The organism is Tichowtungia aerotolerans (genome assembly GCF_009905215.1).
Taxonomy (GTDB): Bacteria; Verrucomicrobiota; Kiritimatiellia; order Kiritimatiellales; family Tichowtungiaceae; genus Tichowtungia; species Tichowtungia aerotolerans.
Genome location: NZ_CP047593.1, coordinates 1,665,340 through 1,689,998, shown reverse-complemented (window position 1 = coordinate 1,689,998; position 24,659 = coordinate 1,665,340). Strand labels below are relative to the sequence as shown.

The following is a 24,659-nucleotide window of genomic DNA, read 5'->3' as shown; positions in this document are numbered from 1 at the left end:
ATCCCTATAATCGCCGGAATGGCTAAGAAATCGAAACCCGTTGAACCCGTCCGCTCCAAGAAGAAAGAAGCACTCGGCATTATCCTGCTGGGACTCTGTTTCTGGGGCTTTTTCTGCTTTTTCAGCTATCGTCCTCAGTATGTGCCCATGCTGCAAAGTCCGGCGGAAAGCTATTCGCCAAGCGGAATTATCGGGGTCTGGTTTTCTTTTGTCGGCTTTTTGTCGGTCGGGATTGCGGGCTATCTGATTCCGTTTGCCCTGCTGATGGGCGGACTGCTGATGACTCTGCGTTCCTACGAGCGAATCTGGCCGGTCTGGAGCTGGCTTTTCGGCGGAATTATCGCCTTTGCCGGACTGTTTGAATATGTGTCCTGGCTGTGGGTCGGAAGACTGACGGAATGGCTGAACGTCGGCAGCCCAGGCGGACTGATCGGTCAATTGCTGGCGGAACGAACTCTTGGCCGATGGATCGGACACGCCGGAGCGGGAATTGTATTTGTCACAGTCCTGATTCTGGCCATTCTCCAGCTGACCGGAATGCATCCGTTCACTCCCTTTATTTTCCTTTGGAACCGCATCAAGGCCCTGATGGCCCGCAACAAGGAAGACGAGGAAGAGGACCTCAAACCGGCCAAAGCCGCCAAACCGAAAAAACGTCCGCGCAGGAAGGCAAAAGACGAGGAACTGTTTACGCCGCCGGCACCGGTCGCGGCTCCGTCTAAAAAACCAGCCGCTGTCCCAATGCCAACACCTGCGCCGGCTCCCGCTCCTGCTCCTAAACCGGAACCGGCTCGCAAACCGAAAATCGCCGCGAAAAAGAAAACGCCGGTCGCGCCGGAGCCGAAGGACGATCTCGCTCATGTTTCCGTCAATATTGCCCCCGGAATCGACGAATCGGGCTATCAGCTTCCTCCACTTACGCTGCTTGATGAGCTGCCGGATGCCGCCAGCATGCAGTCGACCGAGAACACTTCGGAAAAAGCGCAGATTCTTCAGGCAACGCTGGAACAGTTCGGCGTCGAAGGGGAAGTCACACACGTCGAAACCGGCCCAACCGTTACGTCCTATGAAGTCACTCCGGCCCCCGGCGTGCGCGTCGAAAAGATTTCTTCGCTGGAGCGAAACATCGCGCTGTCGCTGCGCGCACAAAGCATCCGCATCCAGGCGCCGATTCCCGGAAAAGGCGCCGTCGGGATTGAAATCCCAAATTCCAAAAGCTCGCCGGTCTTCCTGCGTCAACTGGCGGAAAGCAAGGCCTTCCACGATCCAAATGTGGCGCTGCCGCTGGCGCTGGGAACCGATGTGTCCGGCAAGCTGATTGTCGGCGACCTTGCCAGCATGCCGCATATGCTGATTGCCGGAGCCACCGGCGCCGGAAAAACAGTCTGCATGAACTCTCTGCTGACCGGCCTGCTGCTCACCCGCACACCGGAGCAGATGCGCATGATTCTGGTCGACCCGAAAACCTTCGAGTTCCAGGCCTATGAAAACCTCAAGCACCTCGTTGTGCCGATCATCACCGATGCCAAAAAAGTGGCGCTCGGACTGCGCTGGGCCATCAAGGAAATGGAAAAGCGTTACGCCCTGTTCAAAAAAGTGAAAGTGCGTGATATCAAGAGCTTCAACTCCCGCCCGATTGAGAAACAGGAAGACCTGTTCAACGAAGCTTCGGCCGCTTCCAAGAAGAGCGACATTCCGGCGAAGCTGCCCTATATCGTTATTGTCGTCGACGAGCTGGCGGAACTGATGGGCGTCGCCCAGCAGGAAATCGAGCCGTGCATTGTGCGCCTCGCCCAGCTGTCCCGTGCCGCCGGAATCCACATGATCCTTGCCACGCAGCGCCCGTCGGTCAACGTCATCACCGGAACCATCAAGGCCAACATCCCGGGACGCATCGCCTTCCAGGTGGCGCAGGGCAACGACAGCCGTACGATTCTCGATACCATCGGCGCCGAAAAACTGCTGGGTAAGGGCGACATGCTCTACCTGCCGCCGGGCAAGAGCAAACCGGTCCGACTGCAGGGAACCTGGACCAAAGACGAAGAAATGAACCGCGTCACAGACTTTGTCCGTCAACAGGGCACTCCGGAGTTCATTACTGAAATCACCCAGAAAATCGAGAGCAACAAACCGGCCATGCCGGAGCTCAACGAAGACGACGAACTGCTCGAGCAGGCGATGGAAGTGCTGCGCAGCACCAAACGGGCATCCACCTCATCCCTGCAGCGCCGCCTGCGCATTGGCTATAACCGCGCGGCCAACCTGATGGATCTGCTTGAAGAAAAAGGCATTATCGGCCCGCCAACGGAAACCGGCCCGCGTGAAATTCTGGTAGATCTCGACGGAGAAATTCCTGATGCGCCGACGGTGGATTCTTCGACAGAAGAAGAAGAAGAAGAAGAAGAAGCCAACGACCGGGTGCCGGAAGCGCCCATATCAGAGGCCGAAGCCCCGCAGGATTTTCCCGACGATGATGACGAATACAAACCGGATGCATAGGAGTTTCCATGGCCACAATCGGACAGCAATTTAAAGCCGCACGCGAAAGCAAGGGTGTTTCCGAAGCAGAAGCCGCCACTGCTACAAACATTCTGACTAAAATCATCCACTCAATGGAAGCCGATGATTTTTCCGGCATCGCGGCACCAACATATGCCAAAGGGTTCATTCGTCTTTATGCAAAATATCTCGAACTCGATCCGGAACCACTGGTGGAGGAATACTCAAAAAAACACGGAACAGGACCACGCAAACTGATCGACGAAAACAGCCAGCTCGAACAGAACACTCAGGACTCGCGCGTCTTTCCGGCACGTTCCCGCTCAGCCAGACCCAAAGGGAAACCGCCGGCATGGCTGGCAAAGCTCGAAATCATCAAAAAACTTCCCCTTGGCCCATTGAAAGATATTCGCATGATGGCCGGAGCCATTGCCGGACTCCTCGTGCTGGCAGTCATCATCGGAAGCATTTCCACCTGCGTCCGCCGGACAGTTCCGGAAAAAACAGAAGCACCGGAAATCTCCCCGGCGAAAATGCTGATTGACGACCCCCTGCCCGACCTTTACCTCACTTCTCCTGATAAAATAGAAAGTACCCGATGAATCCTCCGAATATTCTGACACTCAGCCGCTTCGGCATGGCCGGCCTGCTGATCATCTTTCTCAACGCAAGCGTCCCCGGCTCGGGAGTGCTCTCGCTGATCGTCTTTGTTAGCGCGGCCATCACCGATGCGCTCGACGGGCACCTCGCCCGCAATGTGTACGGATGCACCGATTTCGGCAAACTGATGGATCCGCTGGCCGACAAAGTGCTCACCGCCGCCGCATTCATCGGCTTCGTCGGGCTCGGCGTGATGCCCGCGTGGATGGTTACGCTGATTCTGTCCCGCGAGTTTATGGTCACCGGGCTGCGGCTGCTGGCTGCCGACAAAGGCCTCGTGCTTGCCGCAGGAATCTGGGGCAAACACAAGACCATCTGGCAGATGATCTTCATCAGCATCGTACTGCTGCTCGGCTGTTTCCAAGGTCTGGAAAAATTTCACACGCTGCTGTGGTGGTTCGGCCTGTTTGTGACCGCCCTATCTGTCTGGAGCGGCTGGCATTACTTCGACCAGAACAAAAATCTGCTGAAGGGAAACCGGTGACGCCTCTGTTTCCCCCGCCTATTCGATTCCCAATGTAGACAGGAGTGTCTGCGCATACACCCGCACCAGGAAATCGTTGGGATGATTCACATGGTTGCCGGTCATATCCCAGTAGGTTTTGTGTTCAAGCAGGTACCCGTGCATTGCCCACATGTCGGCCACCGCCACGCCGGGGCCCTCCATGGCTTTCAGCGCCGCGCGGTAGCCGACCATCGGCTCCAGCGACCGCCACTTCGGATTGTTCTGGAACGACATGAGCAGAATGAATTCGGCCTTCGGATTCTGCGCCCGGATTGATTCCATCATCGCCTTTGTATTGGCAGCAAACTGCTCGGTCGAAAACCGTACGCCTGCGTCGTTCATTCCGAAACCGAGAATCACCAAATCGGGTTTTTCGAACGAAACGAGTCCGTCTACGACGTCCCGCCCCCAGTCCGCGCGCATGCCGCCGAGCGACGGATTGATATAGTCGATATCGGATCCGTACTGACGCTCCAATTCATCCGCCACCAGATCCGCCCAGCGCGGCATCCACGGCGCGCGGATCGATTTTCCACTCGCGCTCGCTCCAACAGAAATGCTGTCGCCGAACACAACCAGCTTAAGCGGCTTTCCTTTTTCCAATGTCTGGAAACTTTTCGGCAGCAGTTTTTTTGCGGACTGCGGAACCGGGCCGTCCCATGGCTGATCGTGTTCATAGGTAACCGCCAGCTGTTTATCGTTGAAGAAGGACGATTCACTGAAGGTCAGATAACCGCCATCAACGGTTTTCATCACATTCGGCTTTGTATTCGGGTTGGTATGGTAAAGATCACTGTATTTATAAAACGGAATAGAACTGTCTGCCGTCAGCCGAATCGTACGCCCGTCAACGGTGTAGTCCTGTCCTTCCACGTAGGTTTTATCAAGCGCATAGTTTTTCACGCTGATCACCTTCGACGGCACAAACGCCAGACAGGCCTCCGCCGCTTTTCCGTCATACGAAGTCGGCAACGCGGTTTCATTCACCATCCGGGGTCCTTCCCAAACCGGCTTCAACAGATCAGAGAGCACATAGTTTTCTTTCTGAGCTTTAACAATCGCCAGCGCAGGCCTTTCTTTGAACTCGACCATCTGGGAAAAGCCCGGAGCACCGCGCGGCTCGATCAGGAACGAAGCACGTCCATCCTTCAAATGCTGACGAACATATGTTGAAACCGGAAACGGAATCGGGCCGTCTGTGTTCGGCTTAATGGTCACCTCGGAAATGCGTTTGGTCTTTTTGCCGGCCTCATCCAGCGCCCACACGGCAAAAGCCGGATTGGAGCCCGCGCCCGCCGCGGTTCCCTTATACCAGATCACACTGTTCAGCGACGTCTCCAGCGGAACACCGGAAAGGTCGTAGTCAATCCGCACCGCATTGCCGTCCTGCGACTCCACCGCCTGCGGCTGAACCACAAACCGCCATCCCTGATCCAGCACCTGCTGAGCACACGCCACTCTCGCGACCAAAACCGCGACCATTATTCCTGTTATTTTCACCGTTTTTCCCTTCATTAATGCCGCGTCCAAAGAGTCATGTCCCGGCATTTGCCGGCGATGCACCCCTCATAACCCTGTTGCATTTCCAGATTAAAACTCGCCGCGACCAACCGCCAGCGGTCGCGATCCTTACTCATGCTGATGCCATACCTGGCATTCAGAAAATCAATCATCGTCTCAAACCGGCTCCACGGCTGATCAAGGCCGAACATCCGATAATCCGACCAGACTCCGTTTGTAAAAACCGCCGAGCCCGGCAGTGTCAGACAATACGCATCCGGATCTCCAAGTTTCTGAGCGATCCACAACTTGCCGATTTTGGGATCATACCCCGAAGACACCGCCTGAATCTCATCGCGGCTGTCATACACATAGTGCTGCACAAAAATGTGCGTGCCGCTGATTTCCTCCAACCATTGGAACGCCGTGTTCGCGTGCCGCACTCCGCTGCCCTGCGACGTTTTCACCGCCGCCTCAAATGTACACCGGAACTGAGGGTTCGGATGTGCCGAAGCAGAATGGTACGGATAAAGCCACGTCTTCTCTCCGCCGTCTCCCAGATAAAAATCCATGTTCCACTTATAATAGAACTTCATGTTCGGATTATAGGTCTGGTCCGGAATTTCCGAGGCCTGGACATCCAGGCACATCCCGACCTCCCGCCCGGCAATCTGCACATAGGTTGTCGGCTGGACCGGGCTGCGACCGAGTCCGTAATTGCCGTAAGGCTCCGGAACAAACAGACCCGTTTTATTCCCCCACGGCCCGGTAATGGCATCTTTCGGCTCACTGATCAGATCCCATGCGGTCACCACCGCATCGCTGTACGGCGCATTGTCTTCATAAACAAAATTGCTCGCCACCGGACCGACATCCAACGGCTGCAGCCAATAGTCGATGTCCGGCCGGCCAAACTGAAACAGAACCGCCAGACAGCCTGCCGGGAACAGCAGGAATACGGCTGGAACAGCTAATCGCATGAAACTCCGCTGTAATGGGTTTTATAAAGCGACTTCTCCAGGTTCAGCTGCGCGTCGCGTACCCAACCGCGACGACCAATGTCGGTCTTCCACTTTTCCAGCGTCTTCTGCAACCCGTCGGCAATCTCCGGGTTCTGCCCGATCAGGTTCACCCGCTCGGGCTCTGTCACACTCATATCAAACAGAAACGGCCCGCAGTCCGCAGTCTGAAGCAGTTTCCACTTTCCACTGCGTATCGCCGTCTGCCCACCGAGCATCCAGCAGAGACTGCGGCTCAGTTCCTTTTGCTGCCCCGTCACTAGCGGCAGCAGATTCGCCCCGTCGAGGTCTTCTGCGTCAATCCGGTTGACTGCCAGAGCCGTGGCCGCAACATCCAGTGTAATGACCGGTTCATCCATCACCTGCCCCGCCGGCACTGTTCCCGGCCAGCACATCAGCCACGGCACGCGAATTCCGCCCTCTCCGATCATCACCTTCTCGCCCAGCATGGGACTGTTCAGCGACCCGTCCCACTCGTTATAATCCAGCTGGTCGACCGGCAGCGTGCGCTGCCCCTTCAGCGGGGCACCGTTGTCACCCATAAAAAAGATCATCGTCTCATCTTCGATTTTATATTTTTCCAAGGTCTGGAAAATCCGGCCGACTCCGTCGTCGATGGCCGAAATCATCGCCAGCGCATAACGGCGCGCCGGCGGCTCGGCATCCGGGAAACGCGACAGATATTTTTCCGTCGCTTCGAGCGGCGTATGCGGCCCGAAGTAGGCGACATACAGAAAGAACGGTTCATCGTGATTGCGCTCGATAAACTGCACCGCAAAATCGGAACTGACATCCAGCCGATAGTCGTCAATATCCATCCATTTCGGACCGGGCAGCTGTTCGCCGTCCGGACTGTGCGTGCACAGGCGCCGCTTCGGCGCCACGCGGAAATCTCCGGCTTTCATCGCATATTCGTCAAAGCCCCACCTGCGAGGATCTTCGCCATGCCCGTCCCCCTTCAGCGGCAGGTGCAGCTTGCCGGTCATGCCGGTGCGATATCCGGTCTTCCGCAGCCGCTCCGGAAACGGAACCGTGTTCAGCTCAAACGGAAGATCCGCATTGGTTTCTACTCCCATGCGCTGCTGATAACGACCGGTCATCAGTCCGGCGCGCGACGGCCCGCAGATCGGCGCGCTCACATACCCATTCGTAAAACGAACGCCGCGCTCCGCCATTCGGTCAATATTCGGCGTACGCACATCATCCAGCATTCCCTGACAACCCAGATCGGCATAGCCATGATCATCCGTCAGTATCACAATAATATTCGGCTGTTGCGCTGCAAAAGCAGACGCCCCGATGCACCCGGCTACAATCCACTGTTTCATTTTACTTCTCCATTTCTAACAAGCTGAAAGTCATCAAACGCCAGCGAACCGGCCGAATTATACACTCCACCAAACCCGCCGCGGTAACGTTGACTGCTGTCCGAAACGGTTTCAGAAAACACCGTGCGCCCGGTCTCAACTTCTTTGATTTCCAGTTCAAACTGATCAGGAACCGTCTCGCGAAGACTCAGCCGATACGATGTTCCCGGAAGATGCATAAATGCATGATTCTTTGTCAAAATCGCATTCCGTCCGTTGGCTCCGAGGAACTGGACCGTTCCCTCGCCGTTAAACCGAAAAATATACTGTTCTTCCGGACTCTGATAATGAGCAGCCAGCCCGACAAATCCGGTTCGGTTCGGCGTATTCAGCGTACAGGTCGCCGAAAGCACCGTTCCGGGACCGGATTCCGCGTTCGTGTTATACAAAACCGGCTTGGGTTTTCCGTGATAAATCTCCGCGACCAGCCGCCCGTTTTGAATTTTCCAGACTCCGTCTGTATCGCATTTCCAGCCGGGGCCAATCTCCGCGCGGTTGAAGTCGTCAAAAACAAGTGCATTCGGTGAAGGCTGGAAGTGGGACGTTGAAGCCGCCGGTTCATTCTCGGCAGCTGGTCCGGACAACAGCTTGACCGAGCGTACCTCAATCCAGTTCGGCTGCGTTTCGGGATTATAATGCCCGGTTTCCTTCAAGTGTGTCGGAGCAGCCAGGCGCAACCCGGCCAGCGGTGCTTCTGCCTCGAACACCGCCGTCAGCGTGTGCCACTGTCCGTCGCGCTGCGGGAAAAATTCAATATCACCGCCCCTGGCCCCGTTTTCTCTCCAGGCCATGCGGATTCTTCCAGAGGTTGGAACGTTCAGCTCCAGCTGAACGGCATAGCGTCCGGCCGGCAGGCCGGACAGCGCTTCGGAGCGGATCTCCGGGTAGCCCCCCTCTTCCTGAAGGCGCATTGCACCGTCATGAAAGGACGTCTTAATCATACGGGCGGCCTGCCAGCCGCAGGAGGCATTGTCCAGTTTCCAAACCTTGGAAACTTCGTATCCCTCCGGCAGCGAATCGACCTGGCGGGGAATCACATAATCCGGATCGTACGCCGGGTTTTTGGTCGGCACCACCACCCCGGTATCGGAGAGCCAGTGATCGAGAAGCTTTTCGAGCTCAGCGGCTTTTTCGGGATGGCTTTCCGCCAGATTGTTCGACTCCCCGGCGTCTGAACTGAGGTCATACAGCTCGAGCGGTTTTTCAAAATTTTTAATGAGCCGCCACTGTCCTTTACGCACCGCCGCAACCGGCTGAAACGTTTCGCCTTCGTCGGTGATTCCATGGGTGACATTGTACCAGAAAAGCGGACGGTCGCTGAGCGACGGCATCGACTCCCCTTTCAGCAGCGGCACCAGACTCACGCCGTCCACCGGCTGATCCGGAAGCGGCACACCGGCCAGGTCGAGAATGGTCGGATAAAAGTCAATCATGCTCACGGTTTCGCCGCAGACCGATCCGGCTGTGACACCCGGCCAGTGAATAAACATCGGCTCGCGCACACCGCCCTCATACATCACCTGCTTGTGTCCCCGCAACGGCAGCATGGACGTAACCGGGACCGAGCCGAGCGACTGCACACCGCCGTTGTCGGAAGCAAAGAGAATGACGGTGTTGTCGGCCAACCCCAGTTTTTCCAAGGTTTGGAAAATCCGGCCGACGCCCTGGTCGACCACATCAATCATCGCCGCATAGGTCGGGTTGAGCGAGTTGTCACCAAGCGCTTCACGTTTTTTCCGGTATTTCTGAACGATCTTTTCAGGCGCCATAATCGGCGTGTGCGGAGCATAGTGCCAGAGCTGCACGTAAAACGGTTCGGTTTTATGGTCGCGAATAAAGTCGATGGTTTCCTGCGTCAGACGATCGGTAAGATATTCGCCTTCGGGTGCTTCCACATTGCCGGGCATCCCCTGGTAGGGCGCAAAAAAGTTTTTGACAGCACCGACACCCTGCCCGCCGCCAAAGTTAACGTCAAAGCCTTCACTCTCCGGAGTCACTCGGGCCTTCACTTCGCCGAAGTGCCATTTGCCGATATGGGCTGTGGCATAGCCCGCGCCTTTGAGCGCCTCGGCCAGACTGGTGAATTCGAGAGGACGGCCGCTCCATGCATATGCGCCCGCCGCCGCATACGCCGCCGCGCCGCGCGGCGCATCGGGATGAGCCACTTCCGAGCGCTGCGTCCATGCCGTGCGGGCGGGCCACTGGCCGGTCACCAGGCTCTGGCGGCTCGGCGCACAGAACGGATGGGTGGCATAGGCGGTCGGAAACTGGATGGACTGCTCCGCCAACCGGTCAAGGTTCGGCGTTTCGATGTATGTGTTGCCGGTGAATCCGAGATCGCGCCAGCCCGCATCATCGAGCAGAATCACCAGGAAATTCGGCGATGCGGCCTGCGCCGACAATGTGCAGATCAGGGTTGCAGCAGCAAAAGCGGTCTTTTTCATAGGGCTTGGTTCCTCTCAACATTTGAAAGCAACATGATATTCTATGAAAATACCAACCCTGAGAATCACGAAAAACGGATAAAACCTAATAAAATCCACAACGTCACAGATCGCGACAAAATTCCCGGAATCTTTTTCGACCGCTCTTCCCGGAAGAGGCGTTGAGCAAAACAGCTCTCCGTTGCATGCAGCAAGGAGAGCTGTTTTTATTGGAGTTCCGGGCCCTCAGTCATTCAGGACTATTCAACGGTGATCCGGTAGAAGGCCACAGGCTCGGTTGTCTCGTTGGTGGCCCACAGCGCCCCGGCCCCGGAAAGCCCCTCCACAACATTGCTCCAGCTGCCGGCAACCAGGTTGGTTGTGCGCTGCAATGTATAGGACAATCCATTGACCCCCTGCCAGCTGACAACGACATCCGAGCCAGTAAGTTCATAGCCGACTTCGCCAACTTCTGCCGGGCTTACAGTGATTTCTCCCGTTGTATAGAGATCGTCCGTGTTAATCACATATCCATCGCCGAGATTGGATGTTATCGAGAACGTCCCGATAATGTTGCCGGGAGTCCAGTCGAACAGATCAATGGTCTGCACTCCGGAAACCGGCTCATTAAATGTGAGTTCCAGATTTGCACCGGTCAAAAGAACCGTCCCGAGGAGCTGTACCGGAGTAAATCCGCTGCCGATATCCATCGCAACAACAGCCAGATTGGTTGCGGCATTGAATCCGCCGTCGATCACGCTGCCGCCGTCGAGTTCCAGACGCCCCTGAAGTATAATATTTCCCGGCTCCATCCGGCCGCCATCCTGCAGAACCACCGTATTGCCGTCATACACAGTAAGACGGGGGGCATCCAACAGCGCTCCGGCCCCAATGATCAGCGTATCTCCGGTTGCCTGAGCTGCCGCCTGATGCCCGCCGACATACACAGCCCCGGCAGACTGGAATACGGAATTAGACCCCGTCACTTCAAGAGTATGATTTCCTCCGGTAGAATACGAAAGGTAGGTCGTTCCGCCAACCGTCAGCTGTCCGCCGTCCGAAATCGTTACCGACTGTCCCGATGCAGCACTGTTTCCAACATAAAGATGAGAAACCGTCGAAAGAACCGAACCGCTGCCGGTTACAACAAGCGTATTCCCTGCCGCCGAAGCGTTCTGCCCGATATAAGCGCGATTGGAAACCGTCACCGATGCACCAGATTCCACCCGCAGTGTATTCGAGCCGCTGATATTCCCGAGAAACAGGCTGTCACCAAGGATAATATTGCCGCTGTCTGAAACCGTTCCCGACTGCCCTTCTCCGGCACCGTACCCAATATAAAGATGAGAAACTGCCGATAAAGTCGAACCGCTTCCCGTCACAACCAGCGAGTTACTTTCAGATCCGGTGAGCTGTCCAATAGCAGCACTCGAAGCCACAGTCATCTCAGCACCGGACTCCACCCGCAGCGTATTCTGGTCACTTCCATATCCCACAAACAGGCCGTCCCCAACCGAAACAAGGCCGTGGTCCGAAAGCGTTACAGATTGACCATTTCCATCCGCGTTGTAACCGATATACAAATGAGTCCCATTTGAAAAAACCGAACCGGAACCGGTAACAAAAAGCGAGTTACTCTCAGAGCCCGCATTGGCCCCGAGATATGTACGAGCACCGATAGACATCAATGCACCATTCTCTACGCGCACGGTATTGAAATCTCCGTAACGCCCCAGTGTCAGGTTGCTGCCGATACTCCAGGTTGACCCCGTACCGGTAACCGTACCCGTATTGTTACTCGCTCCGGCATTCTGCCCCAGATTCAGGTTCGCAGCCGTCACAGAGCCGCCGTTCATGATCAGGACGCCGTTCCCGCTGTCACTGATTCCAATATACTCCGTGGCCGTTGAATAATCCCAAACCGCGTTGTCATTGGTGAAAACCACACCACCGGTCGGGTTTCCCGGGTTATACGCCCACACACCGCTTCCGAAGCCCATAATCAGAATGCACACGCCTACTTTCAACTTATTCACTGACTCCTCCTTTTCCGCTCATTATTAATGCTGAACAGATTAGTCGTAACATCACAACCTATCGGTGTCAACAAAAGAAAAAAGGATTTAGCAAATATCGGCACTGATGATATTCATACCTTTAATGACTCATATACAGATAAAACAACATACCTATAAAGCATTGGTTTGCTGACATTTACCGAATATCTATGACTCTTTGTCCGGCAGAGAAAAAAGCTTTTAGCTTTTTGCAGGAAATATCTTCTATAGAATAGCGAGATCTCCATCAAAGAAAGCTCAGGCGAAACAGGAAACGACAAATGATACAGCTCACAGGTTCTTTCAGTAACGGCACAACCAACCCATCTCCTGCAATAACCCTTGTTCCGCCCGCAAACGGCACAGCCAACGGCATCGGATTGATCATTTTTTCAGGAGGGGCGTATGCAGTAACCGCCGACCATGAAGGCGGCAACTACGCAGATTTCTTTTCAAAAAAAGGGTTCACCTGCTTCGTGACGCACTACCGCGTTGCTCCAAACCAGCATCCGGCCATGTTCGAAGACGCATTGGCCGCCATCAAAACCGTGCGCAAAAAATCGGAAGAATTCGACCTCGATAAAATCGGAGTGATCGGCTCCTCGGCCGGCGGGCATCTGGTCAGCCTGCTGCTCACCCGTTACCCCGAATCGAGCGGATCGGTCTCGCTGCGGCCGGACTTCGGCATCCTCTGTTATCCGGTCATCTCCGGAATTTCTCACACACATGACGACAGCTTTAAGAACCTGCTGGGGGACCATGATTCCTCTGATCTGCGCCGCACCGTCTCAACCGAACTCCTCGTGCACGAACGCACACCGCCCTGCTTCATGTGGCATACACAGGAGGATGCTTTGGTCCCGTTCGAAAACAGTCTTCTCTTCGCGTCCGCACTGCGCAAAAAAAACATCCCGTTCGAGCTGCACATCTACGAAAAAGGATCCCACGGCCTCGGACTGAACACTCCCTTCCAGTGGGCCGAAGAGTGCTGCCGGTGGGTTAACGAACTGCAGTGATACAACATCCTGCCTGGACGTTCCTGCCCCCGGAAAGCCGCAGCGCGGCGGCACAGATTTTTTCCAAGGTCTGGAAAAACATGGATTGCTGCCTTCCAGACATTGAAACTCTCCTATTGGCTCAAGGCATCCACCATATCCGGCGATTCAGCAAAAGCGCTGATGTCGTCCATATATACCTGCGTGGCATTTTTAAAAATGAAATCAATTCGACGAATCACGCCCGATGCCGCCATCGTTGGAATCCCCGGGGTCCTGTCGCCGCTTTGCAGGTCGAGCACAACCGACTGCCAGGTCGACGGATCTGCATCCAGTTCTACTGAAGAGCCGGGAGAAACCGCCCGGCCGTCAAGATAGAAAACCCCACAGGAGTTTGTCAGTGCAGAGTTGTAGATGACGACATCGTTGCTGAGACCGTACCCGTTATATTCATAAATACGGACATACTTCAACGTCCGGTTGGCATGCGTGTCATCCACAGCAAAGTTCATGAAGAATTTAAGATAGCGGGCGTTTTCAATATCCACATTCCCCAGCAGATCCAGCGTGACACTGAGATAAACATCTCCTTCGCAGGTGCCAAAAATCGACGCTTTTCCACTGCGAGCCACTCCGTTGGTAACCGTACCTCCCTGCAGGTTTCCAATAATCAATTGATCATCAAACAGCACGACATCCTCAGCGGTTCTTGATAGACTGCCATCCTTCAGGAAGCGGGCCTGAAGCTGCTGTTTATGATCAATATATGACCGATGGAACACATAGAAGTGTCCGTCTTCCGCAGCCATAATCAGATCGAGTTTTCCGTCTGAATCTATGTCGACCACACCCGGAGAACAGGTATGTCCCTGAACCACAATATCCGGAAGATCATTCACCATGACCAACTGCGGACTATCATCATTGGTGATATTTTCGTACCAAACGATACTTCCGCCGATCTCTTTGCGGTCGACAAGCAGATCTCGATCGCCGTCATTATCCCAGTCGGCAAATTCAAACTTTCGGCGCCCGCTTCCTCCGGCATCATGCGCGTTGATCTGCCAGGGATCCCCCGTGTAGTCCCGGAAGATCCGCTCACCGCCGCCCAGCATCAGCACGCCGTTCGTGCTGCTGCGCCGGTGAAGAACCAGATACCCTTCCGCATCCAAAGCAACCACATCTGTCAACCCATCGCGGTCCCAGTCAATCGACTGCACCGTACAGCGCCACTGGGTGGACCATTCGTCCGGCTCTGGATTCCACCAGTTCCATTCCGGTTTCGGCGCAGCCCCGTCCCATTGCACTTTCACCGGCTTCAATTCGGAATACAGGCCGTTCCCCAGGTTTCTCGTCCACTCGATCCTTCCCCAAATGCTGTTCATGATGACATCCATCCGCCCGTCACCGTCCCAGTCGACTGCAGAGGGAACCGTGTAGCCCCACAACGCTTCGGCAGGACCCTGGATCGACCCGTTCCGGCCGGCAACAATTCGCACCGCTCCATTTGAGGTTTCCAGCGGTAAATACGCCCCGAACCGAAGGTCCGGATACAACGACTCCCCGGGAAAGTACCCTACGGTTCCGGGGCTGTCTCCCACCAGCAGATCCCATTTTCCGTCCTGATTGAAATCGCAGATGTCAATCGCCGGCAACTGTCCCCGAACCGGATAATCACTTCTGCATTTCAGGAACCGCGCCGGTTTAAAAACAGGAAGTCCGTTCGTGTCGGTGGTGCCGGTGTTTTCAAGATAGGCGGTCCGGTCGTTTTCCGTACGAGTAAACAGATCGTCAAGCCCGTCACCGTTGAAATCGGCAAAAGAAACCATGTTAGCCTGAAAACGGGATTCGTAGATCCCGTTTGTCGTCTGCAACGCCCGCCCGACATCCAACTGCGGCGCCGTCGCAGTTCCGATGTTTTTAAACACAATGATTTTACTGATAAAGTCGCCGGAAACGATATCCAGATCACCATCCCTGTCGATATCGTTAACCGCCACATTGAGGTTCCCGAACATATCGGTCGGTTCCTGATCTACGGTCATCAGCTGGACAGGATCGGCCAGATCAAAACTCTGATTGCTGCCCTGATTTTTAAAAAAGAAAAACCATCCCTGAAGCGGGCCGTTCGTCCACACACCGTCGCTGTTAAAGGCATCGGAAAACCCGTACTCTTTCCAGTAGCAGGCACTGGCAATAAGATCGTTTACGCCATCGCCATCCCAGTCGGCGATTGCAAATCCTTTGATCCGGCTGTCCTGAATCAGGGATCCCGCTTCAGAATCCAACGGCAGAGCAATGGAGGTTTTCTGCACAAACCCGTTTGTCCGGAACCCGGAGTAGTAGCCACTGCCGCTCACCGCATCAAGCTGTCCATCGCCATCGACATCCATAATCTGCGAACACCCGGTCCGCATCTCCTCCCCTTTCATGCTGACCGGCGCGGCGAATCCATTCGTCAGCGGACTGCCCCGGTTTTCATAGAGATACATGGCGCGCTCCGGAACCGTGCTCACCGCTCCGACCAAATCCATGTCTCCGTCCAGATCCCAGTCAAAGACCAGCGGAAGCCCTCGAACCGGCCCCGTCCCGCCCGACCCGCCGAAGCACAGCGCATCGCCACTGCCGATAAAAGCGGGCGTGTCCAGCGCCTGCTGCTCCCCGCACCCTCGCACATCGAAGTAGCAGATATAAACCGCAAGCGCGGCATCCCGACTCCGGCGCAGCCAGGAAAGATGCGGCTTTCGAAAGAGATAGTCTTTGATGTGCCGCCGGGGCCATTCATCAATTTTCGCGGGAACGAAATAGGCTTCATCCCCTTCCCTGGAAGGGTCGTACTTGATCGGTTTTTTGGTCCATGCATCGTATTCGATCACCCGGATGGAATCGGGATTCCACTGGGACGAATCGATCAGGCCCTCGGCATAAGCCCCGTCAAAATCCAGCTCCGCCCACGCCAGTTTGTGCGAAAACCCCGGCAGCGGAGATTGACACTGCAGCACAACACGGTAGCGGTTGGCAGTCATCCACTGCCAATCGCCGGGGGAGCTGACCGATTCAACCGGCATCCGACCCAGCATTCCAAAAGGATCTCCTTCCAGGCCGGGCTCCATCCTACTGACGGAAAGAACCACGAGAAAACACAGGACAGACCTCATTGCTATCTCCCCCCGGCACCATCCGTTTTGGGTTTATTGCTCAAAGATATCCGGAGAGTCAGAAAAGAAGCTTATGTCATCCAAATAAACTCTGGAGGCGTTTTTGAAGATGATGTCCACCCGGCGGTAAATACCAGAAGGTGCCCGCGTGTTGATGCCATGTGTGCGCGCACCGCCGTGAAGATCAACGATCACCGACTGCCAGGTCTCCGGGTCAGCATCCAGCTCAACCGGATCTCCCGGCCAAACCACCCGGCCGTCAATATAGAACTGCGCCGGGCAATCCCGCGACATCGAATCATAAACGACAACGTCATTATCTTTCCGGTAGCCGTTGTACTCATAAACACGAACATATTTCAGGCGACGGTTTGCATGCTCCACGTCCGGCACAAAATTAATGAAGAATTTCATATACCGGGAATTCTCAACATCCCAGCATCCCCGGAGGTCGAGCATGATGTTGAAATAGTCCGCTCCTTCACTGACTTTTTTAATCGCCAACCGTCCACTGCGCACCATCTCCCCGGACACAGTCCCTCCGCCCAGCTTCCCAATCGCAAGCTTGTCATCAAACAGCACGATCTCTTCCTCAGTACGAACGGGTCCGTCCTCCGTCAGGAAACGGGCCTGGAGCTGCTGTTTGTTTTCGATATATGAACGGTGGAATACATAGAAGTGTCCGTCTTCGGCCGCCATCACCAGGTCCAGCTTCCCGTCGGAGTCCAGGTCCACCAGCGCCGGAGAGCAGGTGTGCCCCTGCACCACAATGTCAGCGAGGTTATCCACCATCACCATCTGCGGAGCTTCGTCATTTGTTACATTTTCATACAGCACCACATTGCCGCCGATCTCTTTGCGATCCACAACCAGGTCACGATCGCCGTCATTATCCCAATCGGCAAATTCAAATTTTCGCCGTCCGCTGCCTCCGCCGCGGTTCGTCGTGATCTGCCAGGGATCACCCTTATAGTCCCGGAAAATCCGTTCCCCCGGGCCGAGCACCAGCCGGCCATCCACTTTGCGGCGGCGATGAAGCACCATATAGCCTTCGTAATCCATCGTAACGGCATCAAGCAGTCCATCTTCATCCCAGTCGATCGGCTGGACCATGCAGCGCCACTGCGTGGACCACTCATCCGGCTCCGGATTCCACCAGCGCCATTCCGGTTTCGGAGCGGCACCGTCCCACTGGACTTTCACCGGCTCCAATTCGGAATACAGCCCGTTACCCAGATTCCGGGCCCACTCAATCCTTCCCCAGATGCTGTTCATCAAAACATCGTTTCTGCCATCGCCGTCCCAATCAGCTGACGCGGGAACCGTGTATCCCCACAGCGCTTCCGCAGGCCCCTGAATAGACCCGTTCTTTCCGGCGACAATGCGCAACGGTCCGCTTTCGGATGCCAGCGGCTGATAGGGGTGAAACCGCAGATTCGGATAAAGCGCGTCACCGGCAAAATATCCCAGCATTCCAGGGCTGTCCCCCACCAGCAGGTCCCATTTGCCATCCTGATTAAAGTCGCAAATATCCAGTACCGGAAGCTGTCCCCGGGTCAGATAGTCGTTTCGACTTTTCAGGTACTGCACCGGTTTAAAAACAGGCAGCCCATTGGTGTCGGTCGTGCCGGTATTCTCCAGATATCCGGTCCAGTCGTTTTCGGTGCGGGTGAACAGGTCGTCATAGCCGTCGCCGTTAAAATCGGCGAGAGAAATCATATTGGCCTGAAAGGTCGACTCGTACACTCCGTTCGTCGTCTGCAACGCTCTCCCGATATCCAGCTGCGGTTCCGTTGCAGTTCCGATGTTTTTAAACACCATGATTTTGCTGATAAAGTCTCCGGAAAGTATGTCCAGGTCGCCGTCCCTGTCGATATCGTTAACCACGACATTGAGGTTGCCGAACATGTCTGCGGGCTCCTGCTCGATCGTCATCAGCTGGACAGGAGCGGCCAGATCAAAACTCTGATTGCTTCCCTGGTTCTTAAAGAAGAAGAACCATCCCCGCAGCGGTCCGTTGGTCCACACCCCATCACTGTTATAAGCATCAGAAAAACCGTACTCCTTCCAATAACAGGCGTTGGCAATCAGGTCATTAACTCCATCGCCGTCCCAGTCGGCGACTGCAAAGCTTTTGATGCGACTGTTTCGAATCAGCTCGCCGGCCTCTGAATCGAGCGGCACCCCGATAGGGGTCTTCTCAACAAAGCCGTTGGCCCGGAAGTCGGAATAGTAGCTACTGCCGCTGACCGCATCGAGTTTGCCATCGCCGTTCACATCCATGACCTGCGAGCAGAACGTCAGCATCTCTTTTCCTTTCATGCTGACCGGCTTGGCAAACCCATCCACCAGCGCATTGCCTTTGTTTTCATACAGGTAAATGGCACGCTCCGGAACCGACCCCAGTCCGCCCAGCAGATCCAGATCGCCGTCGTCATCCCAGTCAAAAACAAGCGGAACTCCTCGCACCGTATCCAGCACAGCCGGAGCACCGAACGAAAGGGCATCGCCGCTGCCGACAAATGCCGGCATCAGCAGCTTCTGCTGCTCCCCGCGGCCCTGCACATCAAAGTAGCAGATATAAACCGCATTTGAAGCGTTCCCGTTGCGACGAATCCATGAAAGATGCGGCTTTCTGAAAATATAGTGCTTGATGTGTCTCCGCCGCCATTCATCAATTTTAGCCGGAGCAAACCACGCCTCATTTCCCGGCTTCGTATCATCATATTTCACCGGCTTCTTCGTTTTGGCGTCATACTCAACAACCCGTATCGAATCCGGATTCCACTGGGACGAATCGATCAGGCCCGCGTCATATGCTCCGTCAAAATCGAGCTCGGCCCAGGCCAGCTGGTGCGCAACCCCCGGAACCGGAGGCTGGCACTGCAATACAACGCGGTACCGGTTCTCAGTCATCCATTCCCAGTCTCCCGGTGAATCAACCGACTCTACCGGCATCAGATCCAGCGTTCCGGTCGGATCAGGCGCGCAGAGTGCTGCAGGGTTCCTGTCAGGATTTTCCAGAAGCATCACTTCATCGATATACACCCGGACGCTGTTCTCAAAAACCACCTCAACGTCGCTGATACGCGGCCCGCTCAATCCGGGGCCGCTGTCCAGATCCAGGGCCAGTTCCTGCCAGGTTTCCGGATCGCGATCAAAGGGAATCTGATTGGTCTCAGCACACGCCTGTCCATCGATATAAAACCGGGAACGCTGCGTATCCCTCAGATTATAATCTGCAACGCCCTCCCCATTACGAACCCGAATCCCGTAAACTGCAGCATCCTGATATTCCCCTTTCGGAATAAAATTGATTTTCATTTTCAGTCGGCGAAAGGCTCCAACCTGTATCGCCGGATCAAAGGAAATGCCGATCACTTTCTCTGCACCACCTCGAAAGGATCCGGTCAACGACATCTCCCCCGCAGAAGCTTCCCGGGCAGATATTTTTCCATCACAATCCACCGTACCGATAGAAGCTTCTTCATCAAAAAGCATTCTGCCGGGAGCATCTGCCACCAGGCGGACATCATCAATGTACACATTCACCGCATCCTGAAAAACAATGGAGATCCGGCTGATATCCACTTCGGAAAAATCCAGCTGATCGACACTGCCCAGATCAAGCGTCAGCAACTGCCAGGTTCCCGGATCCGCATCAAAACTCAGTCGCTCGTCCAGAATCGAGGCCGGCAGTTCGTCAATATAGTAAACCGCGGTGTTCGGCGTATACGCCACCGTCATACTCTGACTCGTTAAAATCTCTATCCAGCCTATTTTTGCCGCGGGGCATTTCGCTTTCGGATCAAAGTTTACCCGCATTTGCAGAAAGCGGTTTTTTCCGATTACTGCCGCCGAGGCAAGGTCGATTTCAGCAACCGTATTATCATTGCTTTCAGTTAAGAAATTCAGGGACTCTTTCCCCGCAAACGCCATATCTTCACTCACCGAAAAGACATCCGAGGATACTGCAGACGTATTTGAATCGGACCAAATCAGCACGCCATCATCGACGCCCCCCGCAAAAACGACTCCCGCAAAGAATACAAACAGGAAACACAGGCCTAATCTCATTTTTCATCTCCTCAATAATAAGTGCAAAATCGATTTTTCTAATCTGAAAAAATACCACCGTATTTCATTTACCGAAAAACTAGCGAAGGCTGGATGCCCGCGGAACCAGCGAAGCGTTAAAAACACGGGATACCAGTCTCGCATCGGCATCAAACAGCTGTTCCAGCAGCATCCGGGCGGCACATTCATCTTTATCCACCCGCAGAAATGCCGTCAGCGAAGGGTCGAGATACTCGCCCAGCGCAAAATCACCGACACCGATCACCGCAATATCCGACGCAATCCCAAGCCCTTTTTCTTTTATGGCAGAGTAGGCGCCGACAGCTAAATAATCCGAAACACAAAACAATCCATCCATCTGTTTTGACGGCAGGAACCCGCCCACGGCGGACAGGCCGGCCGGAACACTGACATCCTCCGCCCAAAGAATTTCACCGGGAACACCGGCCTCTTCGCAACGTTCCATAAACCCATCGACCCGGGCTTTGGTTGTCTGGGTCAGCAGCTCTTCCCGCGGCGCCAGCACCACCGGTCGGCGGCAGCGGCTCCCTTCGAGCAGTTCACGGGCCGCTTCCCGGCCGATATGACGGGCGTCCTCACTTACGCAGTTATATCCCGGAAGATCCCGTCCCAGGAAAACCACGGGATAGGAAATATTGTTTTCCTCAAAAAAACGATCATCGTCAAAACCTGTATTCGTAATCACCGCGCCGTTGTAGCGGCTTCCATCCAGAATTCCGGGAATGTCCTTAATCCGGTTGCGGTGAAACATCACAATCTCCACAAACGAAGTAATGTGCGGATAATTGCGGCTGACAGCCTGCTCGAGAGCATGTACGATATTGGTCGAAACTGCGGCAGGAGATTCATAAGCGGTCAAAACAGCCAGCTCGCAAACCTGCATATCTTTGTGCACCCGCAGGCGCCGGGCGGCCACATTGGGCTGATAACCGTATTTCCTGGATTGCGCATTGACGTAATCGACCGTTTTTTCCGAGATCCGGCGTTCCCGGCTGCGGTTATTAAAAACCGACGAGACAGTCGCTGCGGAAACCCCGATTTTGGCCGCAAATTCTTCCAGAGTAATCATTAGCTATCAACCTTCATAAAAAAAACGAATTAGCAGATACTTATCATCTGCGGATCCGTTAATGCAAGCCTTTTGGAAAAGAAACCATTTCCCCCGTTTTACAAGAGGAAATAATCATAAATATTCATTTTCCACTTGCATCCGCCCCGGCGAGTGAATATTGCTAACAGTCCCATTTAGAAAAATCCTTTTTGCAAACTATGAAAACGACAACAGACCATCTTAAACAGGCATTTTCGGACAGCTTCCGCTCTCCGTCACCGACCAACCGGGCAAAACCGTTTTGGTCATGGAACCATGATCTCAACGCGGATGAACTTAAAAACCAGATCCAGCAGCTCAAAGAGATGGGAATCTCCGGCGCCCTCGTCCACTCCCGCTCCGGCCTGATCACCCCCTACCTCGAAAAAGAGTGGTTCGACCTCGTCAATGAAATCTGTGAAGAAGCGCTCGCCCAGGACTTCACCCTCTGGATTTACGACGAAGACCGCTGGCCGAGCGGCACCGCCGGCGGAATCGTAACCAAAGATCCCGCGAACCGCCAAAAACGGCTGTCCATGACGGCCGTTCCCGCCGAGTCCTTTGAGTTTAAAGAGAACCAAATTGCCGTTTTCTCCGTGCAGTTCGCAGACGGACAGATCGAACGCTTCGAGCGGATTGAACCTTTCCAACCCCTGGAAAAAGGCAGCACGATCCTCGCGTTTGAACTGCTGGTAATGCCCTGCACCGACTGGTACAACGGCGGCGCCTACCTCGACACCCTCAGCCATGAGTCGGTCAAAGCGTTCATCAACTCCACGCACAGAAAATACGCCGAACACTGCGGACAGTATTTCGGCAATCCGATCACGTCGGTGTTCACCGACGAACCGCACCACGAGTCCGTCCTGGCCCCCACCATTTTTTCCGTGCAGAACAATTCCTCGGAAGAAGGCAAAACATACGAACTCCCGTGGACCACCGCCCTCCCCGCCTTTTTCGAAGAAAAATACGGCTATGATCTCCTCGACCAGCTGCCGCTCGTTATCTTTGACCGAACCGGGCAGTGCGCCAACCGGGTGCGCCATGATTTCCACGACTGCATCACGCACCTGTTTACCGACGCCTATGCAAAACAGGTCAGCGACTGGGCCAAAGAACACGGACTGATTGATACCGGACACATTTTCTGGGAATCCCCGCTCAACAAAATGGCATCCTATGTCGGCTCCATGCTGCGCTATATGGAACACATGCAGATGCCCGGTGTCGACATTCTCAGCACAACCGCCGTTTTCACAGACGGGCGGAACGAATATGACAGCGTCAAACAGTGCGCCTCGGTCGCCAACCAGTTCCGAAAAACACATATTCTATCCGAAACCTACGCCTGCTGCGGCTGGGAATTTACGCCGGAAGACATGAAGCGACTCGGCGACTGGCAGGCCGTGCTGGGCGTCAACTGCCGCTGCCAAAGCTGCTTTGCCTACACGACCGCCAACGACGGCAAAAGGGACTTCCCGCCTTCTTACTTCCATGTCCCGTGGAAAAAAACGTTCGCCCGGATCGAAGACTACTACGCACGAATCAATGCGTTTATCTCCCTCGGACAGCCCCTCCGGAAAATTCTCGTCCTGCATCCCAACGAAACCATGTGGCAGCACATCAAAGCGGACTGGACTGAAACCGAAGAGTACAAGCCGGTGGAAACCGCCTATGAACAGCTCCTGCAGTGGCTGCTGGAAGAGCAGATGGACTTCGATTACGGCGATGAAGAAATCATTGCCCGCCGAGGGAAGGTCAACGGAACCGCATTTGAGATCGCACAGGCATCCTACCACTGCGTCATCGTGCCCGACCTGCTCACCCTGCGCGAAAGCACCCAGAACCTTCTGCAGGAATTCCGCGACCAGGGCGGAACCGTGATTTTCACCGGTCGTATCCCGACGCATGTCCAGGGCGAACCGTCCGTCCTGCCCGAAGAGCTGGCCGGGCGCTGCACCTGTACGGCCCACACAAAAGGGGAAATCATCCCGGCCCTTTCGGAGTTCAAAGCGATCACCGTCACCTCCGACCAGCCTGCCGAAAGCCTGCTGTGCAGCTGCCGGGACGACGACGAAAACTCATACCTTGTTGTGCACAACACCGACCGGAACCGGAAATTGCAGAACATCCGCATCTCCCTGCCCTGTTCTCACTCTGCTGCCGCGGTTTTTGAAGCCGACCCGTTCACCGGAGAACAGCACCCGGTTCCTGCCGACACAAACAGCGACAGCATCTCCATCCCGGTCGACCTCGAACCGCTCGAACTCAAACTGTTCCGAATCACCCCCGGCGAAGCGGACGTTCCGGAACGGCCCCGGCCCATCCCGTCCGGCGCCGAAAGCTGCAAGCTGGTTTCGATTGAGCGCGACAACGCCAACATTCTCGTCCTGGACGCAGCTGATATCTGCATCGATTCCCAGCCTTGGAAAAAAGAGTATCTCTATAACGCGGACATCGAAATCCGCTCCCGGATGGGATGGGCCCGCCGCCGCTTCAACATGCGCCAGCCCTGGGCCGACCCGGACTGGCACGGCCCCCAAAGCATCCCGGTGACCCTTCGTTTTCAGGTCCGGTTTGACACCATTCCGGAAACGCTTCATCTGGCGATGGAAACCCCGGAGCGGTTCGACATCCGGATCAACTCCGTCCCGCTTACCGGCAACCCCGACGGCTCCCTGATGGATCATTCCCTGAAAACCGTTCCTGTAGACACCGGCTGCCTGACAGAGGGGTTGAACACGATTGAAATGAACATCGACTACCGCAAATCCGATGGGCTGGAAAACATCTGCCTGCTGGGTGATTTCAACGTAACTCTCGAAGAGAGCGAAGCGCGGATCAGCGCCCCGTCCGTCCTGCCGGCCCATGCCGACCTGACCGCATCGGGCAATCCGTTCTTCTGCGGCTCCGCAACGTACTGCTACACGCTGACAGCGCCGTCGCATGACAAAGCGGTCCTCTCACTCCCGCAATGGGATGGAGCAGCCTGCTCCATAAAAATCAATGGCGAACCGGCCGGCGACATTGCATTCAAGCCGTACACGCTGGAACTCGGAAACCGTTTGACCGACGGAGAAAACCGGATCGAAATCACGCTGTCCTCCACCGCCAGAAATCTTTTTGGGCCGTTTCACTGCGCGACGCCGTTCCGCGGAGAGGGCTGGACCGATCCCCGCGACTACACCTGTCCTGAATTCAGCCCATCGAATGAATACACCTTAATCCCGTTTGGCATTACGGAAGCGCCGGACGTTCATTTTTTTAATAATGAAAGGAACTAAATTT

General features: G+C 55.1%; 13 protein-coding genes. 5 read left to right on the top strand and 8 right to left on the bottom strand.

The window, feature by feature from the left end:
• Positions 1 to 18 precede the first annotated feature (18 nt).
• Genes GT409_RS06895 through pgsA form a run of 3 tightly spaced genes read left to right on the top strand, consistent with a single transcriptional unit; the run spans position 19 to position 3,643 of the window.
• Positions 19 to 2,499: an FtsK/SpoIIIE family DNA translocase gene (locus GT409_RS06895; RefSeq protein WP_160628246.1), complete on the top strand. Its 2,481-nt coding sequence runs from the start codon at positions 19 to 21 to the stop codon at positions 2,497 to 2,499.
• Between the two features lie 8 nt (positions 2,500 to 2,507).
• Positions 2,508 to 3,101 (top strand): helix-turn-helix domain-containing protein, encoded by a 594-nt coding sequence (locus GT409_RS06890; RefSeq protein ID WP_160628244.1) that lies wholly within the window; start codon positions 2,508 to 2,510, stop codon positions 3,099 to 3,101.
• Complete coding sequence (gene pgsA / locus GT409_RS06885; protein WP_160628242.1) at positions 3,098 to 3,643, top strand: CDP-diacylglycerol--glycerol-3-phosphate 3-phosphatidyltransferase; 546 nt, start codon at positions 3,098 to 3,100, stop codon at positions 3,641 to 3,643. Before GT409_RS06890 ends, pgsA begins: the two co-directional genes overlap by 4 nt.
• Before the next feature lie 18 nt (positions 3,644 to 3,661).
• Here pgsA and GT409_RS06880 read toward each other — a convergent pair whose 3' ends face one another.
• The 5 genes from GT409_RS06880 to GT409_RS06860 all read right to left on the bottom strand — a co-directional run bounded on the left by GT409_RS06880 (position 3,662) and on the right by GT409_RS06860 (position 12,009).
• The gene (locus tag GT409_RS06880) at positions 3,662 to 5,164 is read right to left on the bottom strand and encodes an SGNH/GDSL hydrolase family protein (protein WP_160628240.1); all 1,503 of its coding nucleotides are present in this window, start codon (positions 5,162 to 5,164) and stop codon (positions 3,662 to 3,664) included.
• A gap of 14 nt (positions 5,165 to 5,178) precedes the next feature.
• Positions 5,179 to 6,144, bottom strand: a complete 966-nt coding sequence (locus GT409_RS06875) for a hypothetical protein (protein WP_160628238.1) — start codon at positions 6,142 to 6,144, stop codon at positions 5,179 to 5,181.
• The gene (locus GT409_RS06870) at positions 6,135 to 7,511 is read right to left on the bottom strand and encodes a sulfatase family protein (protein WP_160628236.1); all 1,377 of its coding nucleotides are present in this window, start codon (positions 7,509 to 7,511) and stop codon (positions 6,135 to 6,137) included. Before GT409_RS06870 ends, GT409_RS06875 begins: the two co-directional genes overlap by 10 nt.
• Positions 7,508 to 9,994: a sulfatase gene (locus GT409_RS06865; protein ID WP_160628234.1), complete on the bottom strand. Its 2,487-nt coding sequence runs from the start codon at positions 9,992 to 9,994 to the stop codon at positions 7,508 to 7,510. Before GT409_RS06865 ends, GT409_RS06870 begins: the two co-directional genes overlap by 4 nt.
• Before the next feature lie 239 nt (positions 9,995 to 10,233).
• Positions 10,234 to 12,009: a hypothetical protein gene (locus tag GT409_RS06860; protein WP_160628232.1), complete on the bottom strand. Its 1,776-nt coding sequence runs from the start codon at positions 12,007 to 12,009 to the stop codon at positions 10,234 to 10,236.
• Between the two features lie 302 nt (positions 12,010 to 12,311).
• Between GT409_RS06860 and GT409_RS06855 the strand changes: the two genes are divergently transcribed.
• Positions 12,312 to 13,046: an alpha/beta hydrolase gene (locus tag GT409_RS06855; RefSeq protein ID WP_160628230.1), complete on the top strand. Its 735-nt coding sequence runs from the start codon at positions 12,312 to 12,314 to the stop codon at positions 13,044 to 13,046.
• Between the two features lie 113 nt (positions 13,047 to 13,159).
• Here GT409_RS06855 and GT409_RS06850 read toward each other — a convergent pair whose 3' ends face one another.
• The 3 genes from GT409_RS06850 to GT409_RS06840 all read right to left on the bottom strand — a co-directional run bounded on the left by GT409_RS06850 (position 13,160) and on the right by GT409_RS06840 (position 21,350).
• The gene (locus GT409_RS06850; protein ID WP_160628228.1) at positions 13,160 to 16,183 is read right to left on the bottom strand and encodes an FG-GAP-like repeat-containing protein; all 3,024 of its coding nucleotides are present in this window, start codon (positions 16,181 to 16,183) and stop codon (positions 13,160 to 13,162) included.
• A gap of 33 nt (positions 16,184 to 16,216) precedes the next feature.
• Entirely contained in the window at positions 16,217 to 20,260 is a 4,044-nt protein-coding gene (locus GT409_RS06845) for an FG-GAP repeat domain-containing protein (protein WP_160628226.1), read from the bottom strand.
• Positions 20,261 to 20,339: 79 nt separating this feature from the next.
• Positions 20,340 to 21,350 carry a LacI family DNA-binding transcriptional regulator gene (locus tag GT409_RS06840; protein ID WP_160628224.1) on the bottom strand — a complete coding sequence of 337 codons (1,011 nt, stop codon included), beginning with the start codon at positions 21,348 to 21,350 and terminating at the stop codon, positions 20,340 to 20,342.
• 200 nt (positions 21,351 to 21,550) lie between these two features.
• On the opposite strand from GT409_RS06840, the gene GT409_RS06835 reads away from it, so the two are divergent.
• Positions 21,551 to 24,655: a glycosyl hydrolase gene (locus tag GT409_RS06835; RefSeq protein ID WP_160628222.1), complete on the top strand. Its 3,105-nt coding sequence runs from the start codon at positions 21,551 to 21,553 to the stop codon at positions 24,653 to 24,655.
• The last annotated feature ends 4 nt before the right edge of the window (positions 24,656 to 24,659 follow it).

Bases quoted from the DNA above. Each gene is read 5' to 3' on its own strand.
- GT409_RS06845 (WP_160628226.1), bottom strand. From the start codon at position 20,260: ATGAGATTAGGCCTGTGTTTCCTGTTTGTATTCTTTGCGGGAGTCGTT.
- GT409_RS06895 (WP_160628246.1), top strand. From the start codon at position 19: ATGGCTAAGAAATCGAAACCCGTTGAACCCGTCCGCTCCAAGAAGAAA.
- pgsA (WP_160628242.1), top strand. From the start codon at position 3,098: ATGAATCCTCCGAATATTCTGACACTCAGCCGCTTCGGCATGGCCGGC.
- GT409_RS06865 (WP_160628234.1), bottom strand. From the start codon at position 9,994: ATGAAAAAGACCGCTTTTGCTGCTGCAACCCTGATCTGCACATTGTCG.
- GT409_RS06840 (WP_160628224.1), bottom strand. From the start codon at position 21,350: ATGATTACTCTGGAAGAATTTGCGGCCAAAATCGGGGTTTCCGCAGCG.
- GT409_RS06875 (WP_160628238.1), bottom strand. From the start codon at position 6,144: ATGCGATTAGCTGTTCCAGCCGTATTCCTGCTGTTCCCGGCAGGCTGT.
- GT409_RS06855 (WP_160628230.1), top strand. From the start codon at position 12,312: ATGATACAGCTCACAGGTTCTTTCAGTAACGGCACAACCAACCCATCT.
- GT409_RS06870 (WP_160628236.1), bottom strand. From the start codon at position 7,511: ATGAAACAGTGGATTGTAGCCGGGTGCATCGGGGCGTCTGCTTTTGCA.
- GT409_RS06835 (WP_160628222.1), top strand. From the start codon at position 21,551: ATGAAAACGACAACAGACCATCTTAAACAGGCATTTTCGGACAGCTTC.
- GT409_RS06850 (WP_160628228.1), bottom strand. From the start codon at position 16,183: ATGAGGTCTGTCCTGTGTTTTCTCGTGGTTCTTTCCGTCAGTAGGATG.
- GT409_RS06890 (WP_160628244.1), top strand. From the start codon at position 2,508: ATGGCCACAATCGGACAGCAATTTAAAGCCGCACGCGAAAGCAAGGGT.